This is a genomic window from Staphylococcus debuckii (assembly GCF_003718735.1).
Classification (GTDB): domain Bacteria; phylum Bacillota; class Bacilli; order Staphylococcales; family Staphylococcaceae; genus Staphylococcus; species Staphylococcus debuckii.
This window is the reverse complement of sequence record NZ_CP033460.1, coordinates 1,492,894-1,507,899: the sequence shown is the minus strand read 5'-3', so window position 1 is coordinate 1,507,899 and position 15,006 is coordinate 1,492,894. Positions and strand designations below refer to the sequence as shown.

The 15,006-nt window shown below is 36.1% G+C and carries 13 protein-coding genes and 1 riboswitch; of the genes, 6 read left to right on the top strand and 7 right to left on the bottom strand.

Annotated elements, in window-relative coordinates:
* Positions 1-7 precede the first annotated feature (7 nt).
* The 6 genes from dapD to CNQ82_RS07010 all read right to left on the bottom strand — a co-directional run bounded on the left by dapD (position 8) and on the right by CNQ82_RS07010 (position 6,974).
* Entirely contained in the window at positions 8-727 is a 720-nt protein-coding gene (gene dapD, locus CNQ82_RS07035) for a 2,3,4,5-tetrahydropyridine-2,6-dicarboxylate N-acetyltransferase (protein ID WP_123144684.1), read from the bottom strand.
* 21 nt (positions 728-748) lie between these two features.
* Positions 749-1,477 carry a 4-hydroxy-tetrahydrodipicolinate reductase gene (gene dapB, locus CNQ82_RS07030; protein ID WP_123144683.1) on the bottom strand — a complete coding sequence of 243 codons (729 nt, stop codon included), beginning with the start codon at positions 1,475-1,477 and terminating at the stop codon, positions 749-751.
* Positions 1,477-2,361, bottom strand: a complete 885-nt coding sequence (gene dapA, locus CNQ82_RS07025; protein WP_123144682.1) for a 4-hydroxy-tetrahydrodipicolinate synthase — start codon at positions 2,359-2,361, stop codon at positions 1,477-1,479. Before dapA ends, dapB begins: the two co-directional genes overlap by 1 nt.
* A gap of 2 nt (positions 2,362-2,363) precedes the next feature.
* Positions 2,364-3,353: an aspartate-semialdehyde dehydrogenase gene (locus CNQ82_RS07020; protein WP_123144681.1), complete on the bottom strand. Its 990-nt coding sequence runs from the start codon at positions 3,351-3,353 to the stop codon at positions 2,364-2,366.
* Between the two features lie 82 nt (positions 3,354-3,435).
* Complete coding sequence (locus CNQ82_RS07015; RefSeq protein ID WP_123144680.1) at positions 3,436-4,638, bottom strand: aspartate kinase; 1,203 nt, start codon at positions 4,636-4,638, stop codon at positions 3,436-3,438.
* Between the two features lie 84 nt (positions 4,639-4,722).
* A riboswitch (Lysine riboswitch) is annotated at positions 4,723-4,899 on the bottom strand.
* Positions 4,900-5,372: 473 nt separating this feature from the next.
* Positions 5,373-6,974 carry an ABC-F family ATP-binding cassette domain-containing protein gene (locus CNQ82_RS07010; RefSeq protein WP_123144679.1) on the bottom strand — a complete coding sequence of 534 codons (1,602 nt, stop codon included), beginning with the start codon at positions 6,972-6,974 and terminating at the stop codon, positions 5,373-5,375.
* A gap of 181 nt (positions 6,975-7,155) precedes the next feature.
* On the opposite strand from CNQ82_RS07010, the gene CNQ82_RS07005 reads away from it, so the two are divergent.
* The 6 genes from CNQ82_RS07005 to phoU all read left to right on the top strand — a co-directional run bounded on the left by CNQ82_RS07005 (position 7,156) and on the right by phoU (position 13,058).
* Entirely contained in the window at positions 7,156-8,064 is a 909-nt protein-coding gene (locus CNQ82_RS07005) for a CvfB family protein (RefSeq protein ID WP_123144678.1), read from the top strand.
* 467 nt (positions 8,065-8,531) lie between these two features.
* Positions 8,532-9,467 carry a PstS family phosphate ABC transporter substrate-binding protein gene (locus CNQ82_RS07000; protein ID WP_123144677.1) on the top strand — a complete coding sequence of 312 codons (936 nt, stop codon included), beginning with the start codon at positions 8,532-8,534 and terminating at the stop codon, positions 9,465-9,467.
* A 171-nt stretch (positions 9,468-9,638) separates the two neighbouring features.
* A complete protein-coding gene (gene pstC / locus CNQ82_RS06995) occupies positions 9,639-10,565 on the top strand; it encodes a phosphate ABC transporter permease subunit PstC (protein ID WP_123144676.1) in 927 nt (308 codons plus the stop codon).
* Position 10,566: 1 nt separating this feature from the next.
* Positions 10,567-11,496, top strand: coding sequence for a phosphate ABC transporter permease PstA (pstA, locus tag CNQ82_RS06990; RefSeq protein WP_123144675.1), 930 nt, complete (start codon positions 10,567-10,569; stop codon positions 11,494-11,496).
* Between the two features lie 51 nt (positions 11,497-11,547).
* Positions 11,548-12,411, top strand: a complete 864-nt coding sequence (pstB, locus tag CNQ82_RS06985; RefSeq protein WP_123144674.1) for a phosphate ABC transporter ATP-binding protein PstB — start codon at positions 11,548-11,550, stop codon at positions 12,409-12,411.
* Complete coding sequence (gene phoU / locus CNQ82_RS06980) at positions 12,411-13,058, top strand: phosphate signaling complex protein PhoU (protein ID WP_095105377.1); 648 nt, start codon at positions 12,411-12,413, stop codon at positions 13,056-13,058. The genes pstB and phoU overlap by 1 nt, the downstream gene beginning before the upstream one ends.
* Positions 13,059-13,106: 48 nt before the next feature.
* Here phoU and pepF read toward each other — a convergent pair whose 3' ends face one another.
* Positions 13,107-14,921: an oligoendopeptidase F gene (gene pepF / locus CNQ82_RS06975; protein WP_123144673.1), complete on the bottom strand. Its 1,815-nt coding sequence runs from the start codon at positions 14,919-14,921 to the stop codon at positions 13,107-13,109.
* Positions 14,922-15,006 lie beyond the last annotated feature (85 nt).

The following is a 15,006-nucleotide window of genomic DNA, read 5'->3' as shown; positions in this document are numbered from 1 at the left end:
TCGATTATTAATCGTTCAACTTACGTAATGCTGAAACAATTTCACGTTTTGAATCTTCTACTTCTGAAGTTTGTTTGATGACTTTTGCCGGAGTACCAGCTACAACTGCACCCGCAGGTACGTCTTGCGTAACGATTGCGCCTGCTGCAACAATCGCACCTTCGCCGACTCTTACACCTTCAAGAATAACAGCGTTTGCACCAATCAAAACATTATCTTCAATAACAACAGGTGAAGCGCTTGGCGGTTCAATTACACCAGCTAATACTGCGCCTGCTCCTACATGTACATTTTTACCTGTAGTTGCGCGGCCACCTAATGTAGCGTTCATATCAATCATTGTTCCTTCGCCGATAACTGCACCGATATTGATAGTAGCGCCCATCATCACTACTGCCCCGTCTTCAATAACAGCATGCTCTCTGATGAAAGCACCTGGTTCGATTCGAGCATTCGTATTACGTAAATCTTTTAATGGAATAGCAGAATTACGGCGATCCATTTCGATTTCTACTTCTTCGATATAATTTTTATTTTCATTATAGAAAGTATCCCAATCTGAAGCTTCACAGAAAATCACTTTGGAATTTTCGCTTCCGAACACTTTAAAATTCTCAGGGAAGCTAATTTGTCCTAATACACCATTCACATATACTTTAAGTGGTGTTGATTTCTTTGCATCACTGATATATTGAATAATTTCCTCTGCTGAAAAGTCTTTAACCATTTAACTTTCATCTCCTCTGTTTTAATTATTGATATTATCAAAGTTATAATACCCATTAGGCTTTTTAACCAATCGCTCTGCTGCTTTTAAAGCGCCATTGGCAAAAATATCTTTTGACTGTGCGCGATGTGTCAATTCAATCGTTTCATCCACGCCTGCAAATAACACATCATGTTCACCTACAATAGTACCGCCGCGAATTGCGCTGATACCAATATCATCAGGTTGGCGTTTTTCATTTTTCTCATGACGGTCATATACAGGGTTAACATTTTCTTTTAAGTCTTTAATGACATCGTATAATTTAACAAGCGTACCACTTGGCGCATCTACTTTTTTATTATGATGTGCTTCAATAAGTTCAATGTCATAACCTTCGAGTAAGGGAACTGCAACTTCTAATAATTTAGTTAACACGTGAATGCCATAGCTCATATTGGCACTGAAGAATACAGGCATACGCTGACTGAGTTCTTCTAACTTTGCGGTAATTTTTTCTTTTTCCCCAGTAGTAGCAACTACAAGAGGCAAATCAAAGTCCTCATCAAGCAAGGGCAATAATAATTCCGGGTTAGAGAAATCAATTGCGACATCCGCTTCTTTCGCATCTGCAATGCGATCGAAAGAAGGGTAGGGATAGTCGTTATCTTTATCAGGGACAATAATACCGGTAATCTCGTGACCTTCTTCTTCAGCAAGACGTGCTACTCTTTGGTTCATAGCACCATATCCGATTAACAAAATCTTCATTATAGTTCACCTGCTTTATATTTAGCGTATGCTTCTTCTAATTGTTTGCGATCCGCTTCTTCTAAAGTTACGAGAGGCAAGCGTACTTCATAGTTGCCGAACCCTTCAACTGCAGTTAAAGCTTTAATAGGAATAGGGTTAACATCTACTGATAAAGCATTCAATAATCTGCTGATCGGCTCAAAGTCTTTATCAATCGACTCGCCGCGTTTGGCTTTTTCATATAACGCTTGGAAGTCTCCTGGAATAGCGTTAGCTACAACAGAAATGACACCGTTGCCACCTTCAGCAAAGTAACGTACTACATTATCATCATTACCGCTGTATAGAGAGAACTCTGATAAATCCAAACGTTCTTTCAATTTATTGTGATAGTCGAAGTCGTTGGTTGCATCTTTAATAGCTACGATAAATGGATTTTTAGCTAATTCGACCATTGTCTCTACATCAATTGTCATATTAGTACGAGACGGTACATTATAGAGTATTACAGGTAAACCGACAGCATCAGCAATCGTTGTAAAGTGTGCAATCAAGCCACGTTGACTTGTTTTATTATAATAAGGCGTGATAAGCATAATCGCGTCAGCACCGATTTCTTTTGCACGTAATGATGCTTCTAATGATTTTTTAGTCGCGTTTGTGCCTGTACCTGCAATTACAGTGATACGACCATCGACTTGGTTTACTACAGCTTTTAACACTTCATCTTTTTCTTCATCAGATAAAGTAGGGTTTTCTGCTGTTGTGCCGTTAACGATAATCGATTGAATATTGTTATCTATTAAATAATCCACATGTCTTTTAAGTGCTTCGTAATCAACTTCATTATTCGTAAATGGGGTAGTTAAAGCGACACCTACACCTTCAAATAAACGACTCATAATTAAGAAACTCCTTTCAATGATAAAACTTGTTCTAGAATTTGAACGGTATTCAATGCTGCGCCTTTTAATAGATTGTCTGAAGTTACCCAAATATGGAAAGTATTTTCTAAGGAATCATCTTTACGGATACGTCCGACAAAGACTTCATCTTTACCAGTAGAATTGATGGCTAATGGATATTCATTATTTTCAGGATTATCTACCAGTACCACACGGTCATCATTTGCAAATAAATCTTGAATTTCTTTAACAGTAGCAGGTTTATCAAGCGTAACGTCCATTTCGACACTGTGACTATCTTGTACAGGAACACGTACACAAGTTGCTGTTACTTTTAAATCAGGTAAATTTAAAATTTTACGCGTTTCATCAATCATTTTTTGTTCTTCTTTTGTATAACCATTTTCTAAGAAGACATCGATATGCGGAAGAACGTTATTATAAATTGGATGCGGATAAGCTTTAGGTGCTTCTCCTTTTTCTCCATTTAATAAATCTTCGCGGCCTGCAACTCCTGAACCAGAAACTGCTTGATATGTTGTATAGGCTACACGTTTCAATCCGAATTGATCTTCCAACGGTTTTAATGGAACTACAGATTGTATTGTTGAACAGTTCGGATTAGCAATGATACCGCGAGTAAATTTCGGTTCATTCACTTCAGGTACAACTAAGTCAATGTCCTCGTGCATTCTCCATTGACTAGAGTTATCAATGACAATTGCTCCTGCTTCTTCAAAAATAGGAGAGAAGTGTGCACTTGTACCTCCGCCTGCACTCATTAAGACATAATCGAAATGTTCGCTGGCTGCTTCATCTGTTAATTCTTGTACAGTATAAGTTTTGCCTTGATACTCAATTTCAGTACCCGCTGATTTGGGTGATGAAAATAAGACGAGTTCATCAAAGGGAATATTTTTACGATCCACTGTCTCCAGCATTTTTCTTCCTACTAAACCTGTTGCACCTACAATTGCTAATTTTGTCATGTTTTTTCACTCCATTTTATTTTTTAAGACGAAAGAGAAATCCTTCCTCATGTTGTTCTAAGTTGCTGTGTAACGGATAACTTTATATATCAAACGCTTGATATAACTCTTCGACAGCACGTTCACCATTTTTAGCATCAATCACGTAAGAGATGCTAATTTCTGAAGTCGTAGTCTGATAAAAAGGAATACCTGCGTTAATAAGACTGATAAACGCTTTAGAAGCTACGCCTGACATATCTCTCATACCAGAACCGATTAAAGAAATTTTGACGTATTCATCATTTAAATTATAATCTAAAGCTTTGTAACTTTCTGATAATTTTTCCAAAATCCCTTTAATTTGAGTGAGATCAGTATCTTTAATTGAAAAAGAAAGCTGCAAGCCATCTAAGTTAACAATTTGAGAAATCATATCTACATTGACTTGTCCTTCTTCTAACTCAGTAAATAATGCTGTCAGTAATTGATTATCTGAAAGGGGATAGCTGATAGTTACGTGCATCATATGTGTATCTAACGCTACTCCTGTTACTGCTTTCTTCTCTAAAATTTCTGTTTGTGACATAATCCATGTTCCTTTCACGTTTGATAATGTTCTGCCTAAATATAACGGGATATTATAATTATTTGCTAACTCGACACTGCGCGTTTCCAATACACCTGCACCTAGTGCACTCATTTCCATCATCTCTTCATAAGAGACTATACTTAAGCGCTTTGCATCTTTATATACTCTAGGATCGGTGGCATATACGCCATCGACATCTGTATAGATTTCACAAGGTGTCTGGTTAGCTGCTGCAAGTGCAACTGCAGTAGTATCTGAACCGCCGCGACCTAATGTCGTCAGTTCAAATTCCTCATTGATTCCTTGGAAACCAGCTACTACTAAAACATCATTGGTTTCAAAGGCTTTGTCGAAAGTTTCTGGATTAATTTCAGCAATTCTGCTTTTCAAATGATGGCCTACTGTTTTAATGCCGGCTTGATAACCTGTCATTGCTTTCGCGTTCACCCCGATATCATTCAATATCATCGACAGGTAGGAGACCGTTTGCTGCTCGCCCGTTGTAAGTAAAAGGGCAAGTTCTTGCTGTTTAGGTTCAGCTGTCAAAGCAGCAACATTTTCCATTAGTTGATCAGTGGTTTTCCCCATTGCACTGACAACTACAATTAATTGTTCGCCATTTTCTATTCTATCCTTCAGCATTTCAGCAATATTTTTAATTTTCGTAAAATCACTGACCGACGAACCACCGAACTTTAAAACACTTCTCTTCATCTTTTAATATCCTCCTCGATAATAGGGGAGAATCACATATATAAAAAAGCAAGTCCGGAATGCGAACTTGCTCGTAGATTTATATACAAGTGATGCACTCCATTATTTGGTAATAATGACAGACTGTTAGCTCTTAACCTGAAAGTCCAGCGATTATAACTTGCCTTTATAATCACTTCGGCATCTCACCCTTTCTTTGCCGACTGTAAGCAGACAGTTAGAACGACAAATACTCTTGATTGATGCGCCTCATCAAAATATTTATTTAATTAGTATGACTCACATTATACATAGTTCAAATTGAGAAGTAAACCAGAAAAATAAGATTTTTAAAAATTTACTGAAAAAAACCTCTATTCTGAAATCCATTTACTCAATTAGTGTAAATTCTATAAAAGTAGGGCGTTATCCAATTTGCATTCATCATTACCTTGCTAGAAACATTATAACCTAAAATGCTTAATTAAAACATACAAAAATGGTAAGGGGAGCGAGACAGAAATAAAATTGATCCAAATTATTTCGTCGTCTCATCCCGGCCAAGCTAACTAGAATAGGGAGCAGAACAGAAATAACATTGGTTAAAATTATTTCGTCGTTCTGCCCCGGCAAAGCTAACTAGAATAGAAAAAAGCTTGGAACAAGCGTATTTTCTATTCAGATAGCTACTGCCAATACAGAAATTACGGACTGAGGCAGATTAATGCCCCAGTCCGTAATATAATAGTATATATTTAACTTAACACGCCTGTTTCTTTGAGATATTCTTCATAACTGATTTCTTTTGAAACAGCACCTTCAGGATTTAAATCAATTACACGGTTAGCAATCGTATTAATAAATTCAAAGTCATGTGAAGTGAAGATAATTGAACCTTTAAATGATTTCAAACCATCGTTCACAGCTGTAATGCTTTCTAAATCTAAATGGTTTGTTGGTTCATCCATTAATAAAACATTAGCACTCGATAACATCATCTTACTTAACATACAACGTACTTTTTCGCCCCCGGATAAGACACTGGCTTTTTTCTTAACTTCTTCGCCGCTGAATAACATACGGCCTAAGAAACCACGTAAGAACGTTTCAGTTTGTTCATCTTCAGGTGCGTATTGACGTAACCAATCTACCAAGGTCATATCTACACCATCAAAGTATTCTGAGTTGTCTTTAGGGAAGTAGGTTTGTGAAGTTGTAACGCCCCATTTGACACTGCCTTCATCTGGTTCCATTTCACCTGCTAAGATTTTTAATAAAGTAGTCTTAGCAATTTCACTGTCACCGACTAATACCGCTTTATCATTTGGATCCATTGTAAATGAAATATTATCTAATACTTTTTCGCCATCGATTGTTTTAGAAAGATTTTCTACGAATAATAAATCATTACCGATTTCACGTTCTGGTGTAAATTTAACAAATGGATATCTGCGTGAAGAAGGTTGAATATCGTCTAATTCAATTTTTTCTAATTGTTTTTTACGGCTTGTTGCTTGTTTGGATTTAGAAGCGTTCGCAGAAAAGCGTGCCACGAAATCTTGCAACTCTTTAATTTTTTCTTCTTTTTTCTTGTTTTGTTCTTGAGCCATTTTTTGAGCTAATTGACTTGATTGATACCAGAAATCATAATTTCCTACGTATACTTGGATTTTACCAAAGTCTAAATCTGCAATATGCGTGCAGACGTTATTTAAGAAGTGACGGTCGTGAGAAACTACAATAACGGTATTTTCAAAATTGATTAAGAAATCTTCTAACCAATTGATGGCAGGAATATCTAAACCATTCGTAGGCTCATCAAGTAATAGCACGTCAGGGTCGCCGAATAAACTTTGTGCTAATAACACTTTCACCTTTTGATTATTTTCAAGTTCAGACATTTTTTTATCTTGTAATTCTGCAGGAATACCTAAACCAGAAAGTAGGGTAGCTGCATCCGCTTCAGCATTCCAACCGTTCATTTCAGCAAACTCACCTTCAAGTTCTGCTGCACGAATTCCATCTTCATCGCTGAAGTCCGGCTTCATATAAATTTCGTCTTTCTCTTTCATGACTTCAAATAAACGTTCATGACCTTTTATTACTACATCTAACACTCGCTCATCTTCATAAGCAAAATGATCTTGTTTTAATATTGCTAAGCGTTCATTTTTCCCCATAGAAACATGACCAGTTTGTGAATCTAACTCGCCTGATAATATTTTTAAAAATGTTGATTTGCCGGCGCCATTAGCACCTATTAATCCATAGCAATTACCTTCTGTAAATTTGATATTTACGTCTTCAAATAATTTGCGATCGCCAAATCGCAAGCTCACATCAGTAACTTGTAACATGTAGTTCCTCCATAAATTGATATTTCTAACGCATGAATTATACCATAGATAAGCGATTCTTTCGACGGGATAAGTTTTTTGACGTGTTTCTTCATTAAAAGGTGTTGTTTTGAATGAAACTGTAAATTCAATACTCGAACGTGTTATAATGTTTCTAATACTGAAAGACAAAGGAGTAAATATGGCTTTAAGAGAAAATGATATTATTGGATCAATTGAATTCTTGAAAGTATTAGGATTAAATGGTTCAACTTATGAATTAGAAGGTCCTAACGGTGAAAAAGTAAAACTAAACCAATCAGAAGTCAATGAAGATGATAATTTAGAAGTGGGAGAGGAATATAGTTTCTTCATTTATCCTAACCGTTCAGGCGAATTGTTTGCGACTCAAAACATGCCTGATATTACAACAAGCAAGTATGATTACGTGAAAGTATTGAAAACTGATAGAGACGGCGCAAAAGTTGATGCCGGATTGCCAAGAGAAGTATTGATTCCTTGGGAAGATCTTCCGAAGATAAAATCACTCTGGCCGCAAAATGGTGATTATGTCTTAGCTACTTTACGTATCGATAGTGAGAAGCAAATGTTTGCGCGTTTAGCTACTGAAACCATCGTCAGCCAAATGTATACTCCAGTAAACAATGATGAAATGCAAAATAAGATGATAGAAGCAAGACCTTACCGTGTATTGAAAGTAGGAAGTTTCTTATTATCTAAAGACGGCTATAAAATTTTTGTACACGAAAGTGAACGAAAATCTGAACCTAGATTAGGGGAACTTGTTGAAATTCGCGTAATTGGTCATAATGAAAAAGGGGAATTGAATGGTTCTTTCTTACCATTTGCACATGAACGTTTAGACGAAGATGGACAAGTCGTGTTTGATTTACTTGTAGAATATGACGGTGAACTTCCATTTTGGGATAAATCCAGTCCGGAAGCCATTAAAGAAGTCTTCAATATGAGTAAAGGTGCATTCAAGCGTGCTATCGGACATCTCTACAAAAGAAAAATCATTGACATTGAAACTGGAAAAATACGTTTAACTAAAAAAGGAGAAGCACTTGCTGCTTCTGAAAATGAATAACTGATAAAGAGCTGGGGCCAAATAATGTCTCCGCTCTTATTTTTTACCGGGATAACAACTTGATTTTAATTAAGATTATAGTAATCTCCAACCTTTCTCAATTGTAATATAACTGTAAAAAATAGCTTAAAATTAAGTATTATCCTAGATAAAACCTCGAAATATCCTCTAAACAAAATCTTTTTCAAATTTTTTTCTGCAAATTATCTTTTAAAATCGCATTGAGCAATTATGAACTTAATATTAACGCAGTATTAAAACGTTGCTGCTACAAGGGTTTCAGACGTTATATTAACTTTGTAAAGATTGTAAATTTAAAGCGGTGTTCCATTCACGATTAATTTACAATTCCTCTATTTTGAATTAACAATACGCATGTAATATATGAGTTGAAAGTAATTACATACAGCTTGAGCAAACAAAAATTCACAACGCTCAAATGTTTATTTTTAGGAGGATTTCTTACAATGAAAAAGTGGCAAGTATTAGGAACTACAGTAATTGGTGCTTCATTATTATTAGGTGCATGTGGCAACGGCGGTAACGGCGGCGGAGACAGCAAGGAAAGTGACGCTAAAGGAGAAGTGAAAGGTGACGGTTCTTCAACTGTAGGACCAATTGTCGAAGTTTTAAATGAGAAATTTAATAAAAAATATCCAAACATTACTGTATCATCTGCAACATCAGGTACTGGCGGCGGATTTGAAAAATTCATTTCTGGTGAAACAGACTTCTCAAACGCATCACGTCCAATCAAACCTGAAGAGAAAAAGAAATTGGATGATAAAAATGTTAAATTCAGCGACTTCAAGATCGCTCAAGACGGTGTAACAATCGCAGTTAACAAAGACAACGATTTCGTTAAAGAATTAACAATCGATGATTTGAAAAAAATCTACTCTGGACAAGCTAAAACTTGGAAAGATGTAAACCCTAAATACCCAGCTAAAGAAATTAAAGCATTCTCACCTGACCAATCTCATGGTACTTACGATTTCTTTGAAGAAGAAGTAATGAACAAAGAAGATATCAAAGCTGAGAAAAACGCAGATACTAACGTAATCGTACAATCAGTGAAAAACAATAAAGAAGGTATCGGTTACTTCGGTTACAACTTCTACGAACAAAATAAAGATAAATTGAAAGAAGTTAAAATCAAAGGTAAAGACGGTAAAGCAATTGAGCCAACTAAGAAAACAATCCAAGATTCTTCATACGCTCTAAGTCGTCCATTATACATCTACACTAACGATAAGAAATTGAAAGACAATAAAGCATTTGGCACATTCATGAAGTTCGTACTTGAAGATAAAGGTAAATCAGCTGAAAAAGCTGGATACGTTGCACTTCCTAAAAAAGACTATGATGACCAACTTAAAAAGTTAAAAGACTTAACTAAATAATCACAGCATCACTCAAGTTGAACATCGATTTACACTAGAGGTTAAGACCTCTCACATAATGTACTTGTCCACCCGAGCTGTGTCTCGGGTGTACTTATTTCATTGAAATCACACACAATTTATTCAATAAATAAACTTATTAATTTTTCCAAGGGAAGGAAGAAGGGAATTATGAAATCTCAAGGATCTATCAGAGAGATGATCGCAAATAACCAAAAGAAAAAGAAAGGGTTAAGCGATAAAATTGTACCGATTATTCTAGCAATTATCGCAATCATTTCTATCTTAACAACAATTGGTATTTTGGTCACACTCTTAACTGAAACAATTACATTTTTCACTCGCGTTCCACTCACTGAATTCTTATTCACTAAAGATTGGAATCCATTCTCATCAACACCGAAATATGGAATTTGGGCATTAATTTTAGGAACATTAAAAGTTACCTTTATTGCAACAATTTTTGCGGTGCCTGTTGGCTTAGGAGCAGCTATTTACTTAAGCGAATATGCTTCAAAGCGTATGCGCAGTATTATTAAACCAATCTTAGAAATCTTAGCTGGTATTCCGACAATTGTCTTTGGTTTCTTCGCATTGACTTTCGTAACACCGATGTTGCGCCATGTTTTCCCAGACTTAGGAAGCTTTAACTCTATCAGTCCTGGTTTGGTAGTTGGGGTTATGATTATCCCATTAATCACTAGTTTAAGTGAAGATGCAATGGCTTCTGTGCCTAATAAAATCCGTGAAGGCGCACTAGGTTTAGGAGCAACAAAATTCGAAGTATCCTTAAAAGTTGTATTACCAGCAGCAGTTTCTGGTATTGTCGCATCCATTGTCTTAGCGATTTCAAGAGCAATCGGTGAAACAATGATTGTATCATTAGCCGCAGGTAGTACTCCGGATCCATCATTCAGTTTTACAGGTTCTATTCAAACGATGACAGGTTATATCGTACAAGTAGCAACTGGTGATGCGACATTCGGATCTGATATTTATTACAGTATTTATGCAGTAGGATTCACACTCTTCCTCTTTACACTTGTAATGAATTTAATTTCTCAATGGATTTCAAAACGCTTCAGAGAGGAGTATTAAGATGGCAACTACAGCAACTACTCATCCAAATGAAAACAAAACACTTGTGGATCAAAATAAAGTTGAAAAAAATATTTCTAGTAGAATTACTAAAAACAAAGTGCTTAAATGGGTTTTCTTTGCTTGTACAATGATAGGCTTATTAGTTTTAGCAGCCTTATTAATCAATACCTTAATCAAAGGGGTTCCTTATTTAAAACCATCGTTCTTTACTAACTTCTCATCTTCTATGCCACAAATGGCAGGTATTAAAGGCGCGTTAGTCGGAACGTTATGGTTAATGATTACAATTATTCCTATCTCAATTATCTTAGGTATCGGAACAGCAATCTACTTAGAAGAGTATGCAAAAGCTAATGCGTTTACAAACTTTATTAAAATCAGCATCTCAAACTTAGCTGGTGTACCTTCAGTTGTATTCGGTTTATTAGGCCTTACAATTTTCGTTCGTGGTATGGGCATTGGTGCCTTATCACTTGGACAATCAATTTTAGCAGCAGCTTTAACCATGTCCTTACTGATCTTGCCGGTTATTATCGTCTCAAGCCAAGAAGCCATCCGTGCTGTACCTAAATCAGTGCGTGAAGCTTCATACGGACTAGGCGGCAATAAATGGCAGACGATTTATAAAATAGTATTGCCAGCAGCTTTGCCTGGTATCTTAACTGGTTTCATCCTTGCATTATCACGTGCATTAGGTGAAACTGCACCATTAATCTTAATCGGTATTCCAACGATTCTACTGCGCTTACCAAGCAGTATCTTCGACCAATTCCAAGCAATGCCGATTCAAATTTATAACTGGGCAAAAATGCCGCAAGAAGCATTCCAGCACGTTGCATCAGCAGGTATTATCGTATTATTAATTCTTTTACTTGCAATGAACGGTTTAGCAATTTTCTTAAGAAACAAATTCAGCAAAAAATATTAATCATGTCAGTGTAAGACTCACGATTACTTTTTCATAAAAGGAGTTTTAACAATGGAAACAGTTAAAAATAAAAAAGAACAAGAAACAAACGATCAACCGATTAAAGTTGAACGTCAAACAGAAAAAACACCGCAAGAAAGAAAACAAGAGGACGCTAAAAAAGACGTTGTTTATTCTACTCAAAACTTAGACTTGTGGTATGGTGAAAATCACGCACTTAAAAATATCAACCTAGATATTTTAGAAAATAATGTAACGGCAATCATCGGACCTTCAGGTTGCGGTAAATCCACTTACATTAAAACTTTAAACAGAATGGTAGAACTTGTACCATCTGTTAAAACAGCAGGCAAAATTTTATACCGTGGCAATGATATTTTCAGCTCTAAACAATCAGTTGAAAAACTACGCACAAACGTAGGAATGGTCTTCCAACAACCTAACCCATTCCCTAAATCGATTTATGACAATATCACTTATGGACCAAAAATCCATGGTATTAAAGACAAGAAAACATTAGACCAAATCGTAGAAAAATCCCTTCGCGGTGCAGCAATTTGGGATGAATTAAAAGACAGATTAAACGAAAACGCATATGGCTTATCTGGTGGTCAGCAACAACGTGTTTGTATCGCTAGATGTTTAGCTATCGAGCCAGATGTTATCTTAATGGATGAACCAACATCTGCACTTGACCCGATTTCAACTTTAAAAGTTGAAGAACTCGTTCAAGAATTAAAAGAACAATATTCAATCATCATGGTAACTCATAACATGCAACAGGCAGCACGTGTATCAGACAAAACAGCATTCTTCTTAAATGGTTACGTTAATGAATATGACGACACTGACAAGCTCTTCTCTAATCCTTCTGACAAACAAACAGAAGACTATATCTCAGGACGTTTCGGTTAATGACAGTTATCCGTCAACATTACGAAGAGCAGTTAAAAGATCTAATCAGAGATCTGCGCGCTCTTGGCGTCAAAGTTTACTACAGTATTGAATGTGCTGTAGTATCTTTGAGCAAAGAAGACCGCAACTATGCGCGTCAAGTCATTAAACGTGATTTAGATATTAACCAATTAGAAGATGAAATCAACGAAAAAGTAATTATGCTGATTACCAAACAACAACCGATTGCAACTGATTTAAGAATGATGATTGCAGCTTTAAAAATTGCTTCTGAATTTGAACGTATTGGAGATAATGCCGCAAGCATTGCTAAAATACGTAAACGTGTTAAAATTACCGATCATTATATTTTGACACGCTTGAAAACAATGGGGAACTTAGCGTTACTCATGCTTAAGGATCTCGATACAGCGTTTAGAAATAAAGATGTTACTTTAATTTTAGAAATTATCGAACGAGATAAAGATATTGATGATTTATACAAAGACATCGTCAATACAACTTATCTTATTGATAACGATCCTTTTGTAGCAGGGCAAGCTCATTTAGCAGCAAGACAGTTAGAAAGAATGGGTGACCATATTGCTAATATTGCCGAAAACATTTATTACTACATTACAGGAGAAACATACGAATCATACGTATAAATAAACAAGGAGCCAGGACAACTGGCTCCTTGTTTTATGTTCTCTTACTTATTTTGTTTCATTATCAATTTCTTTAGTCAATACTTCTAATTCATCAACCAACGAACCGATATAAGAAATTGTTTCTCTTAATGGTGCATCTGTTGTGATATCAATACCTGCAGTTTCAGCTAATTCAACTGGAGATTGACTGCCACCTGCTTTTAAAGTATTCAACCAATCTTCAACTGCTGGCTGTCCTTCATTTTTAATACGTTGGGACATTACCGTACCAATTGTTAAGCCTGCTGAATACGTATAGGAGTATAATCCCATATAGTAATGCGGTTGGCGCATCCATGTAAGTTCAGCGCCTTCAGTAATCTCAACTGCATCTCCGAAGAAATCTTGATAGACCTTTCTCGTAATGTGATTCAATTTGGCCGCCGTTAAGGATTCTCCTTGATCGACCAAGCGATACACTTCACGTTGATAAGTCGCTTCTAACAAATGCGTTACCATATTATGGTAATAAGTACGTGAAATAATCGATCCGATTACCCAGCGCTTGAATTTCGGATCATCACTGCTTTCAAATAGATAATTCGACATTAACATCTCATTCATAGTAGAAGGTGCTTCTACAAAGTACATGGAAGCTTCAGACTCTAGGAAGTTTTGATGACTTTGTGCTAAGTTGAAATGTCCCGCATGTCCTAATTCATGTGCTAATACAAATGTTTCATTCATTTTTCCAGTCCATGAAATAAAGACATAACTGTGAGAAGCGAAAGGACTCGCACAATAAGCACCAGTTTCTTTACCTTTATTTTGTGCGAAATCAATCCAACGGTCTTCATAGGCATCTTGGACCATTTGCAAATAATCATCGCCTAAAATTTTCAACGCATTAAAGATATATTCTTTAGAATCTTCAACCGAAATTTCAGGTTCATAGGATGGATCAATTGAAATTTTCAAATCTTCGAATTTCATTTTTTCCAATCCATGCACTTCTTTAAGCAATGTAGCATAACGTTGCATAATCGGCGCTAACTCACTCATAATCACGTCAATTTGACGGTCATACATTTCTCTCGTTACTTCTTGTTCTTCAAGTAAATAATCAATGACTGAATCATAGCCTCTTAAATCCGCTTCAATCTTCTCTTGTTGTACATGCGTATTATAAATCGCTGCTGTAGTATTTTGATATTGGCGCAATGCATCGCTGAAATAGCGGAAACTTTTACGACGGAATTCAGTATCCGGATTATCTTCGTATTCATTTTCGAAAGTCGCATAATCTAAAGGATATTGTTGGTTATCTACTTCAAAGGCTTCGAAATGAATATCCAGCATTTTTGTAATGCCATACATATCATAAGCTGCGCTGAAAGTAGGGGAAAGTGCTGCTAATGTTTTTTCGACCTCGTAAGAAAGTTGATGTGGTTTACGCTGCTTTAATTTTTTCAAATAATGCGGGTACGGTGTTTCAGCAATAAGTTGATCCAATTGTGAGTCAGATAATGCCAAAATTTCTGATTCAACAAAGGCCAGATTACTAGCAATCTTTCCATAAGAGGTGCTTAATTTCGCACTGAGTTTTTGTCCCGCTTCATCTGTTGTATCTACGCTATAACGCATTTCAGCATAGTTGCCGAGACGATCAACCTGGATTAAAATTTCACTGAGTTCGGGCAAAGCGGCTTTTACCTTCTCCACTGTATTCAGTTGTCCAGCATATTGATGATTAAAGTTTTCTGTGTTTTTAAATACTTCTTCTAATGTTTGATAAAATACCTCATCTGACTGGAATAAATCAGATAAATCCCATTTTTCCTGCTCGGGAATATCTTTTCTTAATGGTAATCCTTGACTCATTTAACATTCCTCCTGCAAATTTTAATTTCACTATAGCTAAATTATACAGCAAGCAATCTTTGAAAGCATCTCACGCCATTCCTAT

What these genes read in the sequence shown, in the direction of transcription:
- dapD (WP_123144684.1), bottom strand. Translation starts at nt 727, where the DNA reads ATGGTTAAAGACTTTTCAGCAGAGGAAATTATTCAATATATCAGTGAT.
- dapB (WP_123144683.1), bottom strand. Translation starts at nt 1,477, where the DNA reads ATGAAGATTTTGTTAATCGGATATGGTGCTATGAACCAAAGAGTAGCA.
- dapA (WP_123144682.1), bottom strand. Translation starts at nt 2,361, where the DNA reads ATGAGTCGTTTATTTGAAGGTGTAGGTGTCGCTTTAACTACCCCATTT.
- CNQ82_RS07020 (WP_123144681.1), bottom strand. Translation starts at nt 3,353, where the DNA reads ATGACAAAATTAGCAATTGTAGGTGCAACAGGTTTAGTAGGAAGAAAA.
- CNQ82_RS07015 (WP_123144680.1), bottom strand. Translation starts at nt 4,638, where the DNA reads ATGAAGAGAAGTGTTTTAAAGTTCGGTGGTTCGTCGGTCAGTGATTTT.
- CNQ82_RS07010 (WP_123144679.1), bottom strand. Translation starts at nt 6,974, where the DNA reads ATGTTACAAGTTACTGATGTGAGCTTGCGATTTGGCGATCGCAAATTA.
- CNQ82_RS07005 (WP_123144678.1), top strand. Translation starts at nt 7,156, where the DNA reads ATGGCTTTAAGAGAAAATGATATTATTGGATCAATTGAATTCTTGAAA.
- CNQ82_RS07000 (WP_123144677.1), top strand. Translation starts at nt 8,532, where the DNA reads ATGAAAAAGTGGCAAGTATTAGGAACTACAGTAATTGGTGCTTCATTA.
- pstC (WP_123144676.1), top strand. Translation starts at nt 9,639, where the DNA reads ATGAAATCTCAAGGATCTATCAGAGAGATGATCGCAAATAACCAAAAG.
- pstA (WP_123144675.1), top strand. Translation starts at nt 10,567, where the DNA reads ATGGCAACTACAGCAACTACTCATCCAAATGAAAACAAAACACTTGTG.
- pstB (WP_123144674.1), top strand. Translation starts at nt 11,548, where the DNA reads ATGGAAACAGTTAAAAATAAAAAAGAACAAGAAACAAACGATCAACCG.
- phoU (WP_095105377.1), top strand. Translation starts at nt 12,411, where the DNA reads ATGACAGTTATCCGTCAACATTACGAAGAGCAGTTAAAAGATCTAATC.
- pepF (WP_123144673.1), bottom strand. Translation starts at nt 14,921, where the DNA reads ATGAGTCAAGGATTACCATTAAGAAAAGATATTCCCGAGCAGGAAAAA.